This window comes from Mesorhizobium sp. M1142 (genome assembly GCF_040318565.1).
Taxonomy (GTDB): Bacteria; Pseudomonadota; Alphaproteobacteria; order Rhizobiales; family Rhizobiaceae; genus Mesorhizobium.
Genome location: NZ_JAMYMK010000001.1, coordinates 57,636 through 77,176 on the forward strand (window position 1 = coordinate 57,636; position 19,541 = coordinate 77,176).

Annotated in this window: 21 protein-coding genes; 6 read left to right on the plus strand and 15 right to left on the minus strand. The window is 62.2% G+C overall.

The annotated features are described in order from the left end of the window. Positions 1–9: 9 nt before the first annotated feature. Positions 10–177, minus strand: a complete 168-nt coding sequence (locus tag NKH42_RS00280; protein WP_352507053.1) for a hypothetical protein — start codon at positions 175–177, stop codon at positions 10–12. 225 nt (positions 178–402) lie between these two features. Between NKH42_RS00280 and NKH42_RS00285 the strand changes: the two genes are divergently transcribed. Further along, positions 403–1,107, plus strand: coding sequence for an MgtC/SapB family protein (locus tag NKH42_RS00285; RefSeq protein WP_352476927.1), 705 nt, complete (start codon positions 403–405; stop codon positions 1,105–1,107). Positions 1,108–1,210: 103 nt separating this feature from the next. Further along, entirely contained in the window at positions 1,211–2,473 is a 1,263-nt protein-coding gene (locus tag NKH42_RS00290) for a DUF763 domain-containing protein (RefSeq protein ID WP_352507052.1), read from the plus strand. Positions 2,474–2,483: 10 nt separating this feature from the next. On the opposite strand, the gene NKH42_RS00295 is transcribed toward NKH42_RS00290, so the two are convergent. The 7 genes from NKH42_RS00295 to NKH42_RS00325 all read right to left on the minus strand — a co-directional run bounded on the left by NKH42_RS00295 (position 2,484) and on the right by NKH42_RS00325 (position 9,147). Beyond that, positions 2,484–2,927, minus strand: coding sequence for a PPC domain-containing DNA-binding protein (locus NKH42_RS00295; RefSeq protein ID WP_352507051.1), 444 nt, complete (start codon positions 2,925–2,927; stop codon positions 2,484–2,486). A 24-nt stretch (positions 2,928–2,951) separates the two neighbouring features. Continuing rightward, entirely contained in the window at positions 2,952–3,104 is a 153-nt protein-coding gene (locus NKH42_RS00300; protein ID WP_254815765.1) for a peptide ABC transporter permease, read from the minus strand. A gap of 107 nt (positions 3,105–3,211) precedes the next feature. Then, positions 3,212–4,927: an HAD family hydrolase gene (locus tag NKH42_RS00305; RefSeq protein ID WP_352686262.1), complete on the minus strand. Its 1,716-nt coding sequence runs from the start codon at positions 4,925–4,927 to the stop codon at positions 3,212–3,214. A gap of 4 nt (positions 4,928–4,931) precedes the next feature. Then, positions 4,932–5,903 (minus strand): SDR family oxidoreductase, encoded by a 972-nt coding sequence (locus tag NKH42_RS00310; protein WP_254815767.1) that lies wholly within the window; start codon positions 5,901–5,903, stop codon positions 4,932–4,934. Between the two features lie 190 nt (positions 5,904–6,093). Continuing rightward, positions 6,094–6,396, minus strand: coding sequence for a hypothetical protein (locus tag NKH42_RS00315; protein WP_352507049.1), 303 nt, complete (start codon positions 6,394–6,396; stop codon positions 6,094–6,096). A 471-nt stretch (positions 6,397–6,867) separates the two neighbouring features. Beyond that, positions 6,868–8,268: a phospholipase D family protein gene (locus NKH42_RS00320; protein WP_352507048.1), complete on the minus strand. Its 1,401-nt coding sequence runs from the start codon at positions 8,266–8,268 to the stop codon at positions 6,868–6,870. A gap of 63 nt (positions 8,269–8,331) precedes the next feature. Beyond that, positions 8,332–9,147: an endonuclease/exonuclease/phosphatase family protein gene (locus tag NKH42_RS00325; protein ID WP_302893445.1), complete on the minus strand. Its 816-nt coding sequence runs from the start codon at positions 9,145–9,147 to the stop codon at positions 8,332–8,334. 177 nt (positions 9,148–9,324) lie between these two features. Here NKH42_RS00325 and NKH42_RS00330 point away from each other — a divergent pair, with 177 nt between their 5' ends. After that, positions 9,325–9,867 (plus strand): DUF427 domain-containing protein, encoded by a 543-nt coding sequence (locus NKH42_RS00330; protein ID WP_352973697.1) that lies wholly within the window; start codon positions 9,325–9,327, stop codon positions 9,865–9,867. Here NKH42_RS00330 and NKH42_RS00335 read toward each other — a convergent pair. From NKH42_RS00335 to ku, 4 genes are all read right to left on the minus strand, one after another. Then, positions 9,767–10,174 carry an HD domain-containing protein gene (locus NKH42_RS00335; protein WP_352507046.1) on the minus strand — a complete coding sequence of 136 codons (408 nt, stop codon included), beginning with the start codon at positions 10,172–10,174 and terminating at the stop codon, positions 9,767–9,769. The genes NKH42_RS00330 and NKH42_RS00335 overlap by 101 nt on opposite strands. A gap of 130 nt (positions 10,175–10,304) precedes the next feature. Continuing rightward, on the minus strand, positions 10,305–10,676 hold the full coding sequence (locus NKH42_RS00340) for an avidin/streptavidin family protein (RefSeq protein ID WP_254815773.1): 372 nt from the start codon (positions 10,674–10,676) through the stop codon (positions 10,305–10,307). A gap of 75 nt (positions 10,677–10,751) precedes the next feature. Then, complete coding sequence (locus tag NKH42_RS00345) at positions 10,752–12,152, minus strand: PAS domain-containing HWE histidine kinase family protein (RefSeq protein WP_352507045.1); 1,401 nt, start codon at positions 12,150–12,152, stop codon at positions 10,752–10,754. 93 nt (positions 12,153–12,245) lie between these two features. Beyond that, positions 12,246–13,079 carry a non-homologous end joining protein Ku gene (gene ku / locus NKH42_RS00350; RefSeq protein ID WP_352507044.1) on the minus strand — a complete coding sequence of 278 codons (834 nt, stop codon included), beginning with the start codon at positions 13,077–13,079 and terminating at the stop codon, positions 12,246–12,248. Positions 13,080–13,204: 125 nt separating this feature from the next. Between ku and NKH42_RS00355 the strand changes: the two genes are divergently transcribed. Next, entirely contained in the window at positions 13,205–13,669 is a 465-nt protein-coding gene (locus NKH42_RS00355) for an NUDIX hydrolase (RefSeq protein WP_352507043.1), read from the plus strand. Between the two features lie 42 nt (positions 13,670–13,711). On the opposite strand, the gene NKH42_RS00360 is transcribed toward NKH42_RS00355, so the two are convergent. Next, positions 13,712–14,329, minus strand: a complete 618-nt coding sequence (locus tag NKH42_RS00360; RefSeq protein ID WP_352507042.1) for an alpha-ketoglutarate-dependent dioxygenase AlkB — start codon at positions 14,327–14,329, stop codon at positions 13,712–13,714. 128 nt (positions 14,330–14,457) lie between these two features. Here NKH42_RS00360 and NKH42_RS00365 point away from each other — a divergent pair, with 128 nt between their 5' ends. Both NKH42_RS00365 and NKH42_RS00370 read left to right on the plus strand, forming a co-directional pair. Next, entirely contained in the window at positions 14,458–14,673 is a 216-nt protein-coding gene (locus NKH42_RS00365) for a KTSC domain-containing protein (RefSeq protein ID WP_352476940.1), read from the plus strand. Between the two features lie 130 nt (positions 14,674–14,803). Further along, complete coding sequence (locus tag NKH42_RS00370; RefSeq protein ID WP_352507041.1) at positions 14,804–15,886, plus strand: sensor histidine kinase; 1,083 nt, start codon at positions 14,804–14,806, stop codon at positions 15,884–15,886. Between the two features lie 33 nt (positions 15,887–15,919). Here NKH42_RS00370 and NKH42_RS00375 read toward each other — a convergent pair whose 3' ends face one another. Further along, entirely contained in the window at positions 15,920–17,101 is a 1,182-nt protein-coding gene (locus NKH42_RS00375) for an acetate/propionate family kinase (RefSeq protein WP_352507040.1), read from the minus strand. Continuing rightward, on the minus strand, positions 17,101–19,512 hold the full coding sequence (locus tag NKH42_RS00380) for a phosphoketolase family protein (RefSeq protein ID WP_352755299.1): 2,412 nt from the start codon (positions 19,510–19,512) through the stop codon (positions 17,101–17,103). Before NKH42_RS00380 ends, NKH42_RS00375 begins: the two co-directional genes overlap by 1 nt. Positions 19,513–19,541 lie beyond the last annotated feature (29 nt).

Here is a 19,541-nt window from a genome sequence, read left to right on the forward strand (position 1 = left end):
CGGCATTCGCTACCGCCGTCGGCCATTCCTCTGTGCCCCGCTTTGCTGCCTCGGCGCCTTGCGGCCGGCTTGGTCGGCTGAAGGCGACAGCGGATCGACCTCGCCAGACCCACCGATCTCCTTGGTGATGCGATAGGCCAGATAAGCGACGGCTCCAGCAAGCAGCAAGCGGACCATGACTGCAAATCCTTCGTTGGCGTGAACCCACCAACCCGCAGGCCGAAGGTTTTGTTCCGCCGCTGCCCATCGCCGGGTGAATCGTCGGCGGCGCAACCAAAATCCAGGCGCATCGTTTGTTGCTTATCGACAAAAAGAATTTGCGATGAAGACGCTCTTGCCCTTGTTCGCTTTGACCATGGCGCTATTCCTGGCCAGCAGCGCCTGGCCCGACGGGTGACCGCGATGCTCCTCGTTGTTCCGGTTTGGCAGGACATCGCGGCACGACTGCTTCTGACCGCACTCGCCGGCCTGTTGATAGGCCTCAACCGGGAGGCGCGCGGGCACGCGGCGGGGCTACGCACCACCGTGCTGGTAGGGTTGGCGGCTGCCATCGCAATGGTCCAGGCCAGCATTCTGCTGGGAACCGTTGGCAAGCACCCGGATTCGTTTGCATCGATGGACGTCTTGCGCTTTCCGCTGGGCGTGCTGACCGGGGTCGGCTTTATCGGCGGTGGCGCCATTCTTCGCCGTGGCAGTCTTGTCAGCGGCGTCACCACGGCGGCCACATTGTGGGTGATGACGGCGATCGGATTGGCTTTCGGTGGTGGCCAATACGGCTTGGGCGCGGCCGGCACGGCACTGACGCTGGCCACCTTGCTCGTCCTGAAATGGGTGGATCTTCGAATTTCGCGCGAACACCACGCCCAGTTGGCAGTGACCTGGAAGGCCGCAGCCCGACAGGAACTCGATACGATGATCGGGCCGCTTGGTTACCGGGCACGCCTCGTCGCGATAGAGAGGCGCCCGGATATCAAAGACCCTGTTTTCTCGTTCGAGATCAGTTGGAGGCGGCCGGACACTGGCGCACCGCCAATAGATCTGCTGGAATCGGTGGGCGAGCATTGCGAGATCCAGAAGTTTGATCTCCTCAGCGAACCTGCCCGGTAGCTGGCGGCTTGCAACGATCGCGGCCTGAATCAGGCCATAGCTTCTCCACACCCCTTTCGATACCTATCTGTCGAGGCAGGACTCAAGGAGCAAGCAAAAGACCGTGGCACAGCGATCGGGAAGTGCTGATCTCCCACTTCACGGCGGGCGCGTACCGAAATGGCTTGGCGACCGCATGACGCGGCTTGGCGCGGTCATGTGCGAGGCGATCATCCACCATTACGGCCGCGATGAATTGCTGCGCCGGCTGGCGCATCCGTTCTGGTTCCAGTCTTTTGGCGCCGTGATGGGGATGGACTGGCATTCCTCCGGCATCACCACCAGCGTCGTCGGAGCGTTGAAGCGCGGTCTGTCGCCGCTTTCCGGCGAACTCGGCATCCACGTTTGCGGCGGCCGCGGCGCGCATTCGCGCAAGACCCCGCATGAGCTCGCCCTGATCGGCGAGCGTGTCGGTCTCGACGGGCAAGGCCTCGCGACTGCCAGCCGGCTTGTCGCCAAGGTGGACAGCGCCGCGGTCCAGGACGGTTTCGATCTCTATCTGCACGGCTTTATCGTCACCGACGACGGCAAGTGGGTGGTGGTGCAGCAAGGCATGAACGGCGACAGCAAGGTGGCGCGCCGCTATCACTGGCTGTCCGAGGGCCTGAAGAGCTTTGTCGACCAGCCGCATGCTGCCATCGAGGGCGCCAATCAGGGCGAGATCGTCAACCTGACCGACCGCCGCGCCGAAGCGTCGCGCCAGGGACAACTGGACCTTCTGCACGACCTTGGACCGGATCGCATCGTGAGGGAACTTGCCGCTTTGGAGCGGGGTTCGGCGCCAGCGCCGGACCCGGCACAAAAGCTGCTGCCGCATCTGGTCATGCCGGCGCACCACGATGTGCGCGAAAGTGATGTCGTCATGCGCCGCCTGCACGGCAATATCGCCGCGGCGGCTGAGCGCGGTCCGACGGATTTCGCCGAGCTTCTCCTCGTGCCCAATGTCGGCGCGCGCACGGTGCGGGCGCTGGCGTTGGTCGCCGAAGTCGTGCATGGCGCGCCGTGCCGTTTTTCCGATCCAGGACGCTTCTCGCTGGCGCATGGCGGCAAGGACAGGCACCCGTTCCCTGTGCCGCTGAAAGTCTATGACGAGACGATCGGCGTGCTGAAGTCGGCTGTCCACAAGGCCAGGCTCGGCCGTGACGAAGAGATCGGCGCCTTGCGGCGGCTGGACGACCAGTCGCGGCAGGTCGAGCGCTATGTCACCGGCCCAAGCCTGAAGGAAATCGTCGCCGGGGAGTTCGAGCAATCGCATCTGCTCGGCGGCCGCAGCGCCTTCGGTTGGGAGGGTGTACCCGAAACGGCCGCAGTCAAATCAACGAAGTGATCGGCTCGGATCAAGGCTCCAGGTCGATCAGGGCGACGCCGAGTTCGGGATGATGCCTGCGGCGCAGATGGCCAGGCGTCTCCACCAATGTGACCTCGAGCGTCGGCCGCACGATTCCGTCCAGCAGATGACCACCCCTCGTGGTGCCGTCACTCAATCCAAGGACTGCGTGGACGTGCAGGCTGGGCCTGCCGTCGTCGCCGATGGCAACATCGCCGATCGCGCTCAGCACTTCACACTGTTCTCGAACGGGGATCTTCCGGTAGGTTCTTTCTCCAGGGTCGAACCAGCCGACGGTTGCCCTTTCGAAAGCGCCGAGCGCAGTCAGCGACGCGCCGCCGACGCCACGCTCGACCGCAAACGACGTCAGCTGCGCAAACGCCTCTTCGCCGGGATCAAGCACAACCACAAACGTTCTCTGCCCGGCGCTTTCGGCAACAAGTTGTGATTTCATGATTTCGCTCCAGCCGTCAGGAATTCAAACCCACCACACCAGCAATGCCAGAAAGACGAGACCCACCAGGCCGGCGATGAAAATGATCCGGCGCGCCCGCGTCCGCAGGATGATCTCGCCCTGCCGCGCCTGCTCCGCCGAAAAGACAGGACCATTCTTGTCCGGGTCGCTGCTCATCCATCGTCTCTTTCCGGGGCAATTATTCGGCATTGATTGGATCTGGCGCCCGATAGAACACAATTTCGTTTGGCGGATGAGGTTCCACGGCTGGGCGCCGTTTGCATCTATTCCTTTGGCGCGGTGGCGGGCGCGGTATAGCGGCGGCGCACTGCGTCCAGGATGTGGTTGCGGCTCTCCTGCGCCGAAAGTGTGCCGTCTTTCTCCGCCTCCGCGGTCTCGCGCGCCAGTTCCTTGTCCCTGATCTGGTGGCGAAACCATTCGGAATAGTCGCCGGCGCGCAGATGATGTTCCCAGGTCCTGTCGTCGATGCCCTCGGCGATCTGGGCGAAAATCATCAGATTATGGGCGCGGAGATTCATTGCATTGTCGGGACCGCGGAAATAGAAGCTGCCCTTCTCGTCGAGCTGGCCCTCGGCATATTTGCGGCTGTGGCGCTTGAGCGACTGCCGCGGCTCGATTGGCTCGACCATGGCGGGTTTCTTGTGCGCCTGCGGCCGCCAGAACAGCACGCGCTGGTCTTTTGGAGAGCTCAGATCCTTGTCCTTTGGCGGTTCGGTGCCGGTCTCGCGGCAGAACGTCTTGATGACCTTTTTCGCCTTGGGGCCGAGTGCGATGACGGCGGTGACCAGCCGCAATGCCTCGGTTGAGATCGCGTCCGGATGAACCGTGATCAGGATCGTGCCCGGCAATTCCATCGCCAGCACCATTGGAGTATCGTCGCGCCGCTTCGGCAGGAGGTGATGCGCCTCGTCGATGATCAGCCAGTGCGGTCGTGCCGTACGGAAACGAAGACTGCCGAGGCCCGGCAGCAGGTCGGCAAAGAAGTCCGGCCGCTCGTTGACGCGCAGCGCCAGGCCATTCACGACAAGATTGTTGTCAGGCTTCTCCAGGAGATCGAGCAATTGCGTTTTCGTCGGCGCGTTCGAGCCGTCGCCCAGCCGGACTGCGCCTTCGAGGCCATCGTAGTCGCCTTCCGGATCGAAGATGCAGAACTGGAACTTTCTCTCGACGAAGCGCTCCGTCAGTGCGGTCGCCAGGGTCGATTTGCCGATGCCGGAGCTCCCGGCGATCAGCACCGTATCGGTTGGCGACAGATACACCTCCTTGCCGTCCTCCGAGCCAAGCACAATGCCGTCGCGGCTCGGCACAAGCTCGCGATCGCGCTCCACCACCTTGGCGATCAGTTCCTCGACGCCCTTTCCGCGCGCGCCGCGTGTCACGAGATCCGCCGTTTCCTTGACTGCCGGCAGTGCGTTGTCGACGGCGACGCTGAAGCCGCAGGCGCGCAGGAAGGCGTGGTCGTTTTCGGCGTCGCCGACGCCGACGACGTTGTGCGGCGACAATCTGAGGTCCTGAAGCGCGGCTGTCAGGCCGGTCGCCTTGTTGATGCCGCTGGGCAGGATCATCACCGCGCCCTTGTTGAAGATGATTTCCAGCTCCAGCCCCAATTTCTTGATGACCTCGAGCGCGGTAGCCTGATGCGGTTCCCAGGTTGCGACGATCGAGCGTCCGACCGAAAGCGGTTTGACACCGCGTTTCCTGAGTTTGGCGATGAGCTCGGGGGCGGGCGGCGGAGATATCGTCCGCTCCTCCTCGCTGGCCGGCGTGTAGATCAACGCGCCGTTTTCGGCGACGACCTTGTCGAAGATCGCGACTTCGGGAAAGACGCGTTTGAGGTCGGGCAGCTCGCGCCCGGTGACGAGAATGAGTTTGCGGCCGCTCTTCTTGAAGCGTTCAAGCGCCGCAAGCGTCTTCTCGGCAACGATCCCCTCATGCGCCAGCGTGCCGTCATAGTCAGTGGCCAGGGCAATGAAATACATGCCGTCAGTAGCCGCCCACGATCGGCAATATCTCGCCGGTGATATAGCTCGAGCAGTGCGGCGAGGCGAGGAACACGTAGGCCGGCGCGATCTCCTCCGGCTGGGCGGGCCGTTTCATCGGCGTATCGGCGCCAAATTTCGAAACATCGCCGGCTTCCTTGTCCGAGGGGTTGAGCGGCGTCCAAACCGGCCCCGGCGCCACGGCGTTGACCCTTATGCCCTTGTCGACAAGGTTGCCCGAGAGCGCGCGGGTGAAGGCATGAATGCCGCCCTTGGTCATGGAGTAGTCGACCAGTTGCTTCGAGCCCTCGATGCCGGTCACTGAACCGGTATTGATGATTGCCGAACCGGGCTTCATGTGCGGTACCGCTTCCTGCGCCATGTGGAAATAGCCGTAGAGGTTGGTCTTCAGCGTCGTGTCGAAATGCTCCTCGGTCAGCTCGCTGAAATCGCTGGAGTGGATCTGGAAAGCGGCGTTGTTGACCAGCACGTCGATGCGCCCAAACTCCTGCACGATCTCAGCCACCGCGTTGTGGCAGTGGTCGCGTTCGCTGACATCGGCCTTGATCAGGATGCAGCGCCGGCCTTCGGCTTCGACGGCCCTTTTGGTCTCTTCGGCGTCCTTGTCCTCCGAGAGATAGACGATCGCCACATCGGCGCCTTCACGCGCATAGAGCACGGCCACCGCACGGCCGATGCCTGAATCGCCGCCGGTAATGACGGCCACTTTGCCGTCGAGCTTTTTCGATCCGATATAAAATGGCGCATCATAAAGCGGCGCCGGCTCGATCGCCCATTCATGCCCCGGCTTGGGCTGGTGCTGCTCGGGGAAGGGCGGCTCGGGATATTTGCGGGCGCCGGCCTGCATAGCGCCTTTTTGCTTGCCATTGGATTTGGACTTGTCCTTCTCGTCGATACGGCGCTGGATATGCCGCTGCTTGGCGGCCTCGCCGGCGATTTCCGATTTCATCTGCATGGTCATCTCCCTGGCTTGAAACCCAACAACGCATGTCCGGCGAAAAGGTTTATGCCATGGCGTCATTCCTTCAGTCCGGAGCGGATCGTGCGAAGTCTGAGCCACGGCAACCCGCTGCAGTACGAACCCGCTGAAAATGCCCAGGAGATTGCGGCGTCCTCAGCGGCGCATTTGTTCGGCCCGCCCTGAATCACAGATTGTTCTGCAGTGTCGCCCGACCGCTGGCTTCAGCCGTTCTATTCATGTCGCTGCCCTTGCCATTGAGTTGCCTGGCCTCGTCCTCGGCTGCGTCTTCGAGCTTGGCGACGAGCAGATCCTTGAGGTCGCCAACCTCTTCCTCGATGTCTTCGATGGGTACCCCGGCGTTGGCCGCCTCTTGCTTGCATTCCTTGGCGAGGATTTCCGCCTCCTTTTCAAGCCTGATCGGAGGCGGCGGCACATGAACGTTTTCGTGAATCCAGTCCTGCAAGAATTCTATCGCATTAGCACTCATGGTGCTCACCTGTAACGGCAAACTGTAGTGTCATTAACGTACGTGCTGCAAAATGGATGCTTGGCAACGCCGAATTTCAAACAGCGATACTTAACGATAGCGTGATCGCCAAAGAGCTAGAGCTTTGCAGTCAAGCGAAATCATTTGGCGTCGCAGAATGTCGCTAACCAGACATTTGGGGCGGGGTGTAATTTGCAGGCATCCCGCCCTAAGACGCGTTGCGCCGTCGCGCCGGTGTTGCGCGGTTCGGGTCGCCTGACGGCCGAACATCGTCACCTGCGGCAGATCGTGTCGGCCGCTCAGCGACACGGTCGGCGCGCATTTTGCGTTTATGCGCCATCCAGAACGGCAAGAGCTCAGCAAGAAAACTGTATAGCGTGGTCTTCATCGGCATGCTCCGGACCGGATTACAACTCGTGATCCCGCATTTCCGTTCCGACAAAGAGTCGCGTTCCGACAAATCCGTCGCTTCTACAATTGCGATTCGATCGGCAGGCACCCAACCAGCGCTGCAACGATGCGCCGATAGAGACTGGCCTCCGGTTCACGCGAATATTGCCGCATCTCGCCATCCGCCAAGCCGAGCCACCGCAAGGCGCCTTTGTCCAGGACCAGCTGGTAGCTCGTCTGCGGTGACTTTTCGTGCTCGAACAGCCGGCGCAACTCCATCACCAGATTGATATCGTGGAAAAGCACGCCCATTTCCGCATTCAACGACACCGAACGCGGATCGAAATTGAAGGAACCGACAAACCCCAGCGTGTCGTCGACCGTAAAGGCCTTGGTATGCAGGCTGGCTCCCTTTGAGCCGAAAACGGAGATGTTGGCCTGGCGGTCGAAGGGCTGCAATTCGAAAAGCTGGATACCTTTTTTAAGCAGCTTGCGGCGGTATTTGGCATAGGCGCCGTGCACGGCGGCGACGTCCGTCGCGGCGAGCGAGTTGGTCAGGATTGCAACCTCGGCGCCACGGTCCACCAACTTCGACAGGATGGCCAACCCGGTGCGGCTGGGGATGAAATAGGGCGAGACAATTTCGAGGCGCTGCCTGGTCGCCGCGATAGCGGGAAGCAGCTCCTTTGTCAGCCAATTCCTGCGCCTCTTGCCGCGCACCTTTTCCGGCGGATCGGAAATGACGCGAACGCCTTTCGTCCAGCAGACGTCGCTGTGCGCTACAATGAACTCCGTGATCGTGCGCCAGGCACGGAGGCTGTTCAAAAGCTGGCCGTCCGCGGTCGCATCGAGATTGTCGAGGAAATCGGCGCGCGAGCCCGCTGTAGCCGGGTTGAGCAGTTCGATAGGCTTTGCCGCCTCGCAACTCCAGAACGCCTCGAAGATCTGCATCGTCTGCCCTACGGCAGGACCGAGAAGCAACAGGTCGAGATCGCGAAAATTCGTCTCCGCAGCGTCGAAATAGGCATCGCCGATGTTCCTTCCGCCGACGATGGCCAGGCTCCCGTCGGCGATCCAGGCCTTGTTGTGCATGCGGCGGGTCATCGCAAACAGCCGGGCGACCATCTCCAGCGAGCGAAAGATGCTGCCGTTCCTCATGCCGCTGGGGTTGAACAGCCTCAGCTCGATGTTCTTGTAGCTGTTGAGCGCCAGGTAAGCGGCGTCGCTGTTGCGCGGATTGATGTCGTCCAGCAGCATGCGGACGCGGACACCGCGCTCCGCCGCCTTGACGACCTCCTGCATCAGCAGCCGGCCGCTATGGTCGTCGTGCCAGAGATAGTACATCAGGTCGAGGCTGCTGGTGGCACTGCGCGCCGCAAGGATTCGCGCGGCAAACGCGTCATAATTGTCGGCGATCAGCAGCAACCCGCTATTGCCGGCCGCGATCTTGTCCCGGGCAAACCGCGAAATGGCTGTATCCATGAAGTGCACCGACAAACATCAGCGAAGCAAACCGTCTGAAATCTGACTAACAACCCTTCAGGTTCATTCTGGTTGCAGTCGCGGCTGCCGTATCGCGTCCAGGTTCAGCCGGGCCTTGATCGGCAGATGATCGGAAGCGCGCTGCGCCAGCGGCGTCTTGTGCACCTCGATGCTGGAAATCAGGTGCGGCGGCCTGGCCAGGATGCGGTCGAGCGCAAACAGCGGAAAGCGCGACGGAAAGCTCGGCAGAACCGCATCGATCGGACCGAAATGCGGCAGCAGGGCCAGCAGCGAAGACCTGTTGCGGACGCGCCATTCGTTGAGGTCGCCAAGCAGGATTGTCGGCCGCAGAACCGGGTGCGTGGCTTCGACCAGCGCGTTGGCCTGCTGCGAGCGCGACCGCCGCAGCAGGCCAAAATGTGCGGCTATGATCCTGAGCGAGACGCCCTTCAGCTCCAGATCCGCGATGACCGCACCGCGCGGCTCAAGGCCGGGCAGCCGGATCTGGTTCACGCTTTCGACCACGCCGCGGCGCGCCAGGATCAGATTTCCGTGCCAGCCATGGCTGCGGCGGTTTTCCGGGACATGTGTGGGGACGAGGTCGCTGTCCCGCTCGAGCGCTGCGAGATCGAGCAAACCCTGCCTGCTTCCGGTCCTTTCGTCGGCCTCCTGCAAGGCAATGATATCGGCGTCGAGTTCCTTGACCACGGCTGCGACCCGCTCCGGATCGAACCTGCCGTCGGTGCCGACGCATTTATGCACATTGTAGGATGCAACCGTGGTGCACGAAATTTCATTGCCGGGCGCCGTAAACCGCGGCACTTCCCTTCGCAGCGCAGCGCCAAGCGACCTTGGAAGGGTAGGCGATCGATCCAGCATGTGATCCATTTGCTGTTGAGTCGGCGAGTGGCGGCCATTGCGATTATGGCGCGTGCGGAGGTCTGAAACAACGACGACCTTGCAAAACCGTTCCACCACCGGCCTCGGCGCGCGGTCTGGAACCCTGACGGGCAACAACACGTTTCGGGAGGGCAGCGCAGTCAACGGAGAAGTCGAATGCAGCCCTTAGCCGCAAATTCCGCCCCCCGCTCAGGCCCGCTCAGGATCGTCCCGTTCGATGGAACCGTAACCGTTCGGTTCTCCGACGCCATTATTGCGTCGAGCGCGCGGGCAAAGCTGCTCTACGAAGACGGTCATGATCCTGTCTTCTACATACCCTTCGAGGACATCTATTTCGACCTTCTGGAGAAGACGAACACAACGAGCCACAGCCCGCTGAAGGGCACGGCAAGTTATTGGCGTGTTCATGCGGTCGGCTCGTCGGCAGAAGACTTCATGTGGGCCTACGAGACGCCCGACACCCCGGCACTGGCGATCGCCCGCCACGGCGCGTTCGATCCCGGCCGGGCGCGGATTGAGGCCGATCCCCGCGGAGGACAAGCGGCATACGCCGCACGTCACCGAATAGACTCACATTGGCAACGGCGCCAGCTTTCCGTCAGAACTCTTCAAGGATGCGCAGGCTGTCTTCGTATTTCTCTGTCGAGGCACCGATCTGCCGTGCCTGCCATAGATTGTCGACAAGATCGGCGCGCTTGACCGGCAACGCCAGCGGATTGGCCGCAGCCCTACGAACGAACACGGAATCGTCCTCGTTCGGCCGCCGCGTCAGTGCGTCGACGGCCGATACGATGGACGGCCCGAACCCGGCCGCCTCAAGCCGGTCGCGATTCCAACCGTCGCCTTTTTCGATGACGTCGTGAAGATAGGCGATGGCTTTCTGATCGAGCGTTTCGACGGCATCGACGACCCGGCGGCAATGTTCGATATAAGGCCGCCCTGTCTTGTCCGTCTGCCCGGCATGGGCCTGTTCGGCGATTTTCGCTGCGCGATAAAGCACGCTCATTGGGTCGATCCCGTAACGAACAGCACATGTCCTGGCGCACCAACGCGCCATTGTCAGTGCGAGTTCCTACGCGCCGCGGGACCCTGCTGCCTCGCTTGCGAGCTGAATGCCGCGGTGGCGGGCGGAATAGTCAGGAGACGCGTTCAAAACTGTCGAGGCTGGTTCCAAAGGCACGCCAGGCGGGGAGTTTCCTGGCTCGGGCCGGCGCCCCTTCCTTTTCCGCCGACAAAGCGGCATCCGCAACGGTGTGCCACAGCATCTCCAGCTTCCCGTTCCTGAGGATGCCGGTATAGCTCACCGCCGCGGCTCCGACCCGCCCTTCGGCCGCGCAGGTGAATCCGATGACATCTCCATGGCAGGCTCCGAACAGCGGCACCGTCGTGCCGAAGAAGGCGCTGTCCTCCAGCGCCGTCCTGAAGGTTCCGCTGATCCGTCCGCCCTCTTCGCTGGTCAGTTCGACGACCGACCCGTACTGGTTCCGCCAGGTGCCCAGCCAACTCATCGCTGCTCCTCCTGATTGCTGCCATAGGGATTGCGTTGGCACACGGCCTCCAAGCCGCGGCCGAGGTAGCGGCCTTCAATCAGCCGCAATGCCAGCCATCGACATCTGAACGAAGCGCAGCGGCGCTTCCAGCGTCCAGGTGATGCCGTGCCTCTCAAATTCCAGGCGGCCGGTGCCGCTGAGCGCCTGCGGGGTGACGCGTTTGAGCACGACCGTTCCGAAACCGCGTCGCGTGTTTTCATCGACCAATGGTCCGTCCAGTTCCCGCCAGACAAGGCGGAAGCCGTCGCTGCCATCGGCGGCTGGCGTCACGGTCCATTCGACCTCGACCCGCCCGTCAAGGCGCGACAGCGCTCCGTGCTTTACCGAATTGGTGGCCAGCTCGTGAAAGGCAATGCCGAGATATTGCACCGCATTCGGCTGCAGCATGATCATCGGCCCGCTCATCGATAGCCTGGCCTGTGTCGCGAAGGCCTTAGTCTGGGCATGGATTAGTTCGCCGATGGTCGCGCCACGCCATTCGGCATCGACCAGCAGATCGTGTGATTCCGAAAGTGCCATGATGCGTTCCCGGACTTGGGAAAGGAAAGCCTCTGGCGTACCCGCCAGCTTGCTGGTCTCGCGGATCATCGAGACGATCACCGAATACTGGTTTTTAACGCGATGGTTGACTTCGCGCATGAGTGTGCGGATACGCCGTTCGCTGTCCTTATGCGGGCTGATGTCGCGCGCGATCTTGGAAGCGCCGACGATACGCCCAATGCCGTCGCGTATCGGCGAGATGGTGAGCGAAACCGGAACCAGGGTGCCGTCCTTGCGCTGCCGGATAGTCTCATATGAAGGAATCCGTTCGCCGGCGCGAATGCGGCTGATGATCATGGCTTCCTCATCCAGGTGGTCGGGCGGGATGAGCATCGTCACCGGGCGACCGATCGCCTCCGCGGGCGTGTAGCCGAACAGGCGTTGTGCCGCGTCGTTCCAGCTGGTGATAATGCCGTTCAGGTCTTTCGACACGATCGCGTCCATCGAAGATTCGACGATGGCAGCGAGCCTTATGCTGGCGTCGTCAGCCAGCGCCTGGGTGCGCAGGTCGAGCAAGGTGTTGATGGCGCCGACGACCTCGCCGTTCGCATCGCGAAGCAGGACCGGATACGCGCTGAACGGGATGAACTGGCCGTCCGGCCGCTCGGCGATCGCCCGGCCCCCAGGAACGTCCCGCTCCTCCAGCAAGGCAACGGCCATCGGACATTCGTCGTGCGCCATCGGCCGTCCGTCGAGGTGGCGAAGCTTCCATGATCCGCACCAGCGGTCCTGGCCGATAACCGGACGATATCCCCAGAGATCGGCAGCGGCTTCATTGAAGAACGAGATGTAGCCTTGTCTGTCGGTGGTGTAGACAGCCACAGGCAACGCCTGCATCAGATCGGCGGAGGAAACTTGCGGGATTCCGCCAGTCTTTAGTTCAACGACATCCACCAGTCCCCCGCTCCGCTTGGCTTGCCGACGGATTGCTACGTCATCTAAATGCGCGCGAGCGTTTTCGGTTCCGTTCGATCCGCTTTCGGACATTCAGGCTGATCTGCGTTTCGCGGCCGTTCCCCGACCTTTGTTAGGAGCCTTGCCGCCTTCCTGCGCCAGGCTTCTGCGCAGAATATCGGCGAGGTTGACGACATTCGTCCTCGGCGCAGGTGCCGGCTTGGGCGGTTTCTTGCCCTTGCGCTTGGCTTCGATCATCGCAACCAGCGCCTGTTCATAAGTGTCTTCGAACTTTGACGGGTCGAATTTGGCGGGCTTCTTGTCGATCAGCAATTGCGCGATTTCCAGCATCTCGGGATCGACCTTGCGAGCCTTCAGTCCTTCGAACACCGCGTCCGTTGCGACCACTTCATTGTGGTTGCGTAATTCCGTCATCACCATGCCCTTGCCCAGCGGCTGGATCAGCACCTCTCGGCCTCGCTGGTACAGCACGACGCAGGAGCGGGCTGCCACTTTCTTCCTGGCCATGGCGTCCCGGATCACCGCGAAGGCCTCAGTGGAGGGCGCGTCGGCCGGAACCAGATAATAGGGCTTTTCGAGGTAGCGTGCGTCGATTTCGGCGGTGGGCACAAACTCGCCGATCTCGAGCGTGTGCTGCGATACCATCTTTAGTTTCTTGATTTCGTCCGGCTCTATGCGGATGAATTCGCCCTTCTCGACTTCATAGCCCTTTACCTGGTCGGCAGCCTCCACCGTATCGCCGGTCTCCTCGTCGATATAAGCGCTCTTGACCGGGAGACCGTCCTTGCGGTTCAGGATCCTGAAATGCACTTTCTCGGCCTCGCTGACGGCGCCGATGATCTTGACGCCACAGGAAACCGATCCGACTTTCATAAAGCCCTTCCAGGCAGCTCGCGGCGTCGCCATGTCAATCACTCATTTGCCGAACGGACGGAACGGCTGCGAGCCGAAATCGTTCCGCCGTGGCAGGCTGGTCCATACGCCGGCCCGGACGAGAACATTCGGTTCATTTTCGTCAGGGGAATAGCGGAATGGCCAAACGCAGCGCAGGGTTGCTCATTTATCGCCAAAGCCGAGGTTCACTTCAGGTGCTGCTGGTGCATCCCGGCGGCCCATTCTGGGCGAAGAAGGACGACGGCGCATGGTCGATCCCGAAGGGCCTGGTCGACGAGAACGAAGACGAACTGACGGCGGCAAAACGCGAAGCCGAAGAGGAGCTCGGGGTCGCCATCGATGGAGTTTTCGAACACCTTGGCAGCTACCGGCAGCCGGGCGGCAAGCTCGTCGTCGCGTGGTGCGTCGAAGCGGACTTCGACAGCGACGCCATAAGCAGCAACACCTTCGTCATGGAATGGCCGCCAAGGTCCGGCTCGATGAAGGAATTTGCCGAAGTCGACAGAGCGGGCTGGTTCTCCCTGCCTGAAGCCAACGTCAAGATACTGAAAGGCCAGCGCGCCATGCTGGCGGATTTGGCCGGTCGGCATGGCGACCCATGAAATCGTATCGGCTCAGTACTTCAGGGCGGCGCCTGGCTTGCCTTACGGCGCTATCCCAAGCGAATTTTGCGCGCGCAGCGTGCGTAATGTGATCGAATAGCGGTGCTCGGCGACCGGCGGAACGCTGTGCTCCCATTCGTTGCGCGCAGCACCCGTCATCAAATAGGCTGATCTTGGCTCGACGGTGACCGTCTTGCGATCCCATCGCGTGCCGTTTTTCCGGCGCAGGCGGAAGCTGCAGGCGGCCAGCAGCGAAACGCCGGCGACCAATTCGAAATGAGGCTTGTCGCGGTGCCAGCCGATACCGGCGCCCGGCCGGTACTCGTTGATCAGCACCTGCACGAAGGTTTCGGCCGGCAGGCGGGCAAAGGCTGCAACTTTGTCCCTGAGCGGCAGCAGAAAGCCGGGTATCGGCGGTGCTTCGACGACTTCGCGCCGGTCGTAGTCGTAACGCAGCCCGAAGCCGACCACCCGCCGGTTTGCCAGATGGCCGTGAAAGTCGAAGGGCTGAAAAGGCAGGCCGTCGAGCTGGCTTGCCAACGCTGCTTCCTCGTCCGGCGTGATCAGTTCGGGCCGGTAGCGGAATCCTTCCGGCAGGTCGTCGGTGGCGGCAAAGAGATCGCCCTGACGGGCTGCAGCCGATGTCTTGAGCGGTGGCATCAACTGTACTTGGTGAAGCCGGCCCGTAGCGGCAAGGCTGCTTCGGCAGCAAGGAACCTCGCTCTCCGTGCAGGGTTATTCACACGATGGCGTGGATTGGAGCACTGCCGAGCATTGGAGCTGTCGAGATGCCTTCAACTGCGATCAGAAACATCGACTACCAGCCGGCGACGAGGGTACTCTCGGTGTGGTTCGTCCCGAGCGGAAACCGCTATGATTACGAGGACGTTCCGCCGCAGGTCCACGCCGCGTTCCGCAAGGCTTCGTCGAAGGGCCGGTTCTTCAACGAACATATTCGCGACCGGTATAAATACCATCTGGTCGAGCAGAGCCATTCGAGCTGAGTCTTCCGACGCTTCTCAACCATGATCTCGGCTCTCCGCCATTCGTAGCCGCGCGGCAATGAGCGGACTTCGCAGTTGGTGAGCGACCTGATATTGATCATGGTTTCACCGGAAACATCGAAAGCCTGGAATGCCCGCCGAAGTCGAAACAACCGAGCAGCTCCAGCAATTGCTCGATACCCCGCATCTGGCGGGCGTGCTGGATAGCGAACAATTCAAGAGATTTCTCGACCAGCTGCCGATCGCGATCGCAATTTCCGATCTCAGCGGCGATGAACGTGTCGTCTATGTCAATTCCGAGTTCCAGAAATTGTCAGGCGTATCCGTCGCCGAGCTCGAGCGCTGGAACTGGGCCGCACTGAGCGGAGAAGGCTTGAGCGAATACAAGGACCGGCCGCTGGCCCGGGCCATCGTCGAGGATATCGATCGCGCGGGAACATTCAGGATACAACGTGCCGCCGCAGCGCCAGCCATCGTCGATGTCTATTCGAACCTGATCGAGGACGAGCGCGGGCGACGGTCCTTTCGACTGGTCGCCCTTGTCGACGTTACCGCGCACAAGGCAAGCGACAGCGAGGCCATCGAACAACGCATTCGGGAAAAGGACATGCTGCTGCGCGAGTTGCAGCATCGGATGAAGAACAATCTCCAAATGATCACGGCTCTCATCAGATTGGAGGCCCGCAGTGCGGCATCGCCTGATCAGAAAGGTTTCGAGCGCCTCGCCGGCCGCGTCGATGCGCTCGCAATCCTCTACCAGACGCTGTCGGCCGACGAACAGAAGGCCGAAGTGGACCTTGGCGTCTATCTCAGCCAGATCGCTTCCGCCGTGATGACGTCGCACGCCATGCAGGGCATCCGGCTCGATATGAAGGTCGACACTTATCCGGTGTCCATCAACGTGGCGATGCCGACGGGACTGGTGGTCAATGAGCTTTTGACGAACGCGCTGAAACACGCCTTTCTGGGTCGCGAAGGCGGGACGATCACGCTGCGCAGCGTCGTCGACGGAGACGGTTTTCGCATCGTAGTCGCCGATGACGGCATCGGCCTGCCCGAAGGCGAGACCTGGCCGAAACCCGGCAAGCTCGGAGCGTTGATCGCTCAATCGCTGATTGAAAATGCCAAAGCCCGGTTCGAGGTGGATTCTGCCCCCGGCAAAGGAACGCGGGTGACCATCGTGTTCAACAGATCGGCCGCCGTCGCGACGTAGCCGGTCGAGCAAGCGCCATCAAGGCCATCCGCATCAGCCAGGCCCGTCGATCACCTTGCGCGTGTGGCGGGCGATGACACCTTCTTCGTCGGTCGCGATGACGCGGACTTCGACCTTGCCATCCGCCTGGCTTATGAGCGCTTCATGGGAGTTGTTGTCGGCTTCGTCGATCGCCACGCCGAGCCAGCCAAGCCTGCCGCAAATCGCTTTGCGGGCCGCGGCAGAGTGCTCGCCGATGCCGCCGGTGAACACCAGGCATTCCAGCCCGCCCAGCGTATTGGCGAGGGCGGCAACTTCCCTGGCGGCGCGGAAGGCGAAAAGCTCCACCGCTTCGCGCGCCCGGCGGTCATCGCTGGCCTCCAGCGTTCGCATGTCGCCGGAAATGCCGGACACGCCGAGCAGGCCGGATTCCTCGTAGAGCATGTCTTGCAGCGCCTCTCCCGAAACCCCTCTTTCCAGCAGGAGGTACAAAAGCACGCCCGGATCGATGGCGCCGCAGCGTGTGCCCATGACCAGGCCGTCAAGCGCCGAAAAGCCCATCGTCGTATCGACGCTTCTCCCGTCGCGCATGGCGCACAGGCTCGCCCCGTTACCGAGATGGGCGACGATGGTTCTTTTCGCCGCCAGATCGGGCGATCTCTGCTTGAGCCGGCCCGCGACATATTCGTAGGAAAGCCCGTGAAAGCCGTAGCGGTGGATGCCGTCTGCCTCATAGCGACGCGGCAGCGCAAAACGGCTGACCAGAGGCTCGATGGTCCTATGGAAGGCCGTGTCGAAACATCCGACCTGCGGCAGGTCGGGCCGCAACGCGGCAAGCGCCCGGATCGGCGCGAGGCTGCGCGGCTGGTGCAGTGGCGCAAGCGGCGTCAGCCTGTCGAGAGCCTCGATAATTGTCGGTGTCAGGCGGACAGGTTCGACGAACTCGCGTCCGCCATGAACGATGCGATGGCCGGCGGCGATCAGTTTCCTTCCGCCAAGTTCGTTCTCGATCCATTGCAGCATCTGGCCGAGGCCCATGTCGGGCGATGCGTCCGCGGCAAGTGGCCGATCGCACTGCAGCTCCCCATCGGCGGCTTTCGCGGTCAGCCTTGGCGCATCGCCCAGATCCAGCGAACCGCGCGAGGCAAGATCCAGCTCGGCGGATGCTGCAAGGTCGTAAAGTCCGAACTTGATGCTCGACGAGCCGGCATTCAACGCAAGGATCGATCGTCGCATCAATCGCCGGCCCTTGTCGCGCCGTCCTGCGGCCAGGACCATTTCTGGATCTCGGGCATGTCCTCGCCATGTTCGCGGACATAGGCTTTGTGCTCAGCCAATTTCCCATGCAGCGCCGCGGCAAGCTCCTTCGCCCGCTCGGCCAGCCCCGGCACACGCGCGATCGCGGCGAGCGCCAGATGATAGCGGTCGAGCTGGTTGAGCACGACCATATCGAACGGCGTCGTCGTCGTGCCTTCCTCGCGAAAGCCATGCACATGCATGTTGTCGTGGTTGGCGCGCCGGTAGGTCAGACGGTGAATGAGATAGGGGTAGCCGTGATAGGCGAAGATGACCGGCTTGGCCTTGGTGAACAGCGCGTCGAATCTGTCGTCGGCAAAGCCATGCGGATGTTCGGAATTCGACTGCAAAATCATCAGGTCGACGACATTGACGACGCGGATCTTCAGGTCCGGAATGCCCGAGCGCAGGATGTCGGCTGCGGCAAGCGTCTCCAGCGTCGGCACGTCGCCGGCGCAAGCCAGGACCACATCCGGATCTTCGCCCTTGGCAACCGTCCCGGCCCATTCCCAGATGCCCGCGCCGGCCTTGCAGTGCGCTTCCGCGTCCTCGGCGGACAGCCATTGCGGCGCCGGCTGCTTGCCGGCGACGATGACGTTGATGCGGTTGTAGGTTTTCAGGCAATGGTCGGTGATCCACAGCAGCGTGTTTGCATCCGGCGGGAAATAGAGCCTTACCGTGTCGACCTTCTTGTTGGCGACGAAATCGGCAAAGCCCGGATCCTGATGGCTGAAGCCGTTGTGATCCTGCCGCCAGACATGCGAGGTCAGCAGGTAGTTTAGCGAGGCGATCGGCTTGCGCCAGGCAAGTTCGCCGGAGGTCTTCAGCCATTTGGCATGCTGGTTGACCATGGAATCGACGATGTGGACGAACGCCTCGTAGCACGAGAACAGGCCGTGGCGGCCGGTCAGCAGATAGCCCTCCAGCCAGCCTTGGCAAAGGTGCTCGCTGAGCACTTCCATGACGCGGCCGCCGCGGGAAAGATGAACGTCGTAAGGCTCGATCCGCTCCATCCAGACCCGGTCCGTAACCTCGAACACGTCGTCGAGGCGGTTGGAGGACGTCTCGTCGGGTCCCATCAGCCGGAAATTCCTGGCCTCGGCGTTCAAGCGGATCACGTCGCGAAGATAGCTCCCCACGGTCCGCGTTGCCTCCCCAACAGTGCCGCCCGGACGCGGTACCTCGAGCGCCAGGCCTTTCCAGTCGGGAAGCACGAGGTCTTGCTTCAGCAGGCCGCCATTGGCGTAGGGGATTGCGCCCATGCGTCTGGGCCCTGTGGGCGCCAGCGCCGCGAGCTCCGCCAGGAGATGCCCGCCTTCATCGAACAGCGTCTTCGGTTCGTAGCTGCGCATCCAGTCTTCGAGGATCTGGCGGTGCGCCGCGTCGCCGCGCGCGTTAGACACCGGCACCTGGTGCGAACGCCAGAAATCCTCGACTCGTCTGCCGTCGACCTCTTTCGGCCCGGTCCAGCCCTTTGGGCTGCGCAGCACGATCATCGGCCACAGCGGCCGCTCTCCCTTCCAGCCCGCGGCTCGTGCAGGCTCCTGGATGGAGTGGATCCGGTCGAGCACGGTATCGAGCGTGCGGGCCATCTCCCGATGCATCGGGGCAGGCTCGTGGCCTTCCACGAAAAAGGTTTCGTAGCCATAGCCGAGGAACAGGCTGCGCAACGCCTCGTCTTCCATACGGCCGAGGATCGTCGGGCTGGCGATCTTGTAGCCGTTGAGATGCAGGATCGGCAGGACGGCACCGTCGGATGCCGGGTTCAGGAACTTGTTGGAATGCCAGGCCGCGGCGAGCGGGCCGGTCTCGGCTTCGCCGTCGCCGACGACGCAGGCAACCACAAGGTTCGGATTGTCGAAGGCGGCGCCGAAGGCATGGACCAGCGCATAGCCGAGCTCTCCGCCTTCGTGGATCGAGCCGGGTGTCTCCGGGGCCGCGTGGCTCGGCACTCCGCCGGGGAACGAGAACTGCCGGAACAGCTTTCGCAGGCCGTCTTCGTCCCTGCCGATCTCGGGATAAATCTCGCTGTAGGTGCCCTCGAGCCAGGTGTTCGCGACCATTGCCGGGCCGCCGTGACCCGGCCCGCAGATGAACAGAACATCGAGACCACGTTCACGGATGATCCGGTTCAGATGCACATAGATGAAATTGAGGCCGGGCGTTGTGCCCCAATGGCCGAGCAGCCGTGGCTTGATGTGCTCGGGCCGCATGGGCTCGCGCAAGAGCGGATTGTCGAGCAGATAGATCTGGCCAACCGAAATGTAGTTCGCGGCGCGCCAGTAGCGGTCCATCAGATCCATCTGGTCAAGGCCGGTTGTTTGCGCAGTCGTGCGGGCCTCGTCGTTCATGGAAATGCCTCCGGAATACCCTCGTCCGT

Bases quoted from the DNA above. Each gene is read 5' to 3' on its own strand.
- NKH42_RS00280 (WP_352507053.1), bottom strand. From the start codon at position 177: ATGGTCCGCTTGCTGCTTGCTGGAGCCGTCGCTTATCTGGCCTATCGC.
- NKH42_RS00285 (WP_352476927.1), top strand. From the start codon at position 403: ATGCTCCTCGTTGTTCCGGTTTGGCAGGACATCGCGGCACGACTGCTT.
- NKH42_RS00295 (WP_352507051.1), bottom strand. From the start codon at position 2,927: ATGAAATCACAACTTGTTGCCGAAAGCGCCGGGCAGAGAACGTTTGTG.
- NKH42_RS00300 (WP_254815765.1), bottom strand. From the start codon at position 3,104: ATGAGCAGCGACCCGGACAAGAATGGTCCTGTCTTTTCGGCGGAGCAG.
- NKH42_RS00305 (WP_352686262.1), bottom strand. From the start codon at position 4,927: ATGTATTTCATTGCCCTGGCCACTGACTATGACGGCACGCTGGCGCAT.
- NKH42_RS00310 (WP_254815767.1), bottom strand. From the start codon at position 5,903: ATGCAGATGAAATCGGAAATCGCCGGCGAGGCCGCCAAGCAGCGGCAT.
- NKH42_RS00315 (WP_352507049.1), bottom strand. From the start codon at position 6,396: ATGAGTGCTAATGCGATAGAATTCTTGCAGGACTGGATTCACGAAAAC.
- NKH42_RS00320 (WP_352507048.1), bottom strand. From the start codon at position 8,268: ATGGATACAGCCATTTCGCGGTTTGCCCGGGACAAGATCGCGGCCGGC.
- NKH42_RS00325 (WP_302893445.1), bottom strand. From the start codon at position 9,147: ATGCTGGATCGATCGCCTACCCTTCCAAGGTCGCTTGGCGCTGCGCTG.
- NKH42_RS00330 (WP_352973697.1), top strand. From the start codon at position 9,325: ATGCAGCCCTTAGCCGCAAATTCCGCCCCCCGCTCAGGCCCGCTCAGG.
- NKH42_RS00335 (WP_352507046.1), bottom strand. From the start codon at position 10,174: ATGAGCGTGCTTTATCGCGCAGCGAAAATCGCCGAACAGGCCCATGCC.
- NKH42_RS00340 (WP_254815773.1), bottom strand. From the start codon at position 10,676: ATGAGTTGGCTGGGCACCTGGCGGAACCAGTACGGGTCGGTCGTCGAA.
- ku (WP_352507044.1), bottom strand. From the start codon at position 13,079: ATGGCGACGCCGCGAGCTGCCTGGAAGGGCTTTATGAAAGTCGGATCG.
- NKH42_RS00355 (WP_352507043.1), top strand. From the start codon at position 13,205: ATGGCCAAACGCAGCGCAGGGTTGCTCATTTATCGCCAAAGCCGAGGT.
- NKH42_RS00360 (WP_352507042.1), bottom strand. From the start codon at position 14,329: ATGCCACCGCTCAAGACATCGGCTGCAGCCCGTCAGGGCGATCTCTTT.
- NKH42_RS00365 (WP_352476940.1), top strand. From the start codon at position 14,458: ATGCCTTCAACTGCGATCAGAAACATCGACTACCAGCCGGCGACGAGG.
- NKH42_RS00370 (WP_352507041.1), top strand. From the start codon at position 14,804: ATGCCCGCCGAAGTCGAAACAACCGAGCAGCTCCAGCAATTGCTCGAT.
- NKH42_RS00375 (WP_352507040.1), bottom strand. From the start codon at position 17,101: ATGCGACGATCGATCCTTGCGTTGAATGCCGGCTCGTCGAGCATCAAG.
- NKH42_RS00380 (WP_352755299.1), bottom strand. From the start codon at position 19,512: ATGAACGACGAGGCCCGCACGACTGCGCAAACAACCGGCCTTGACCAG.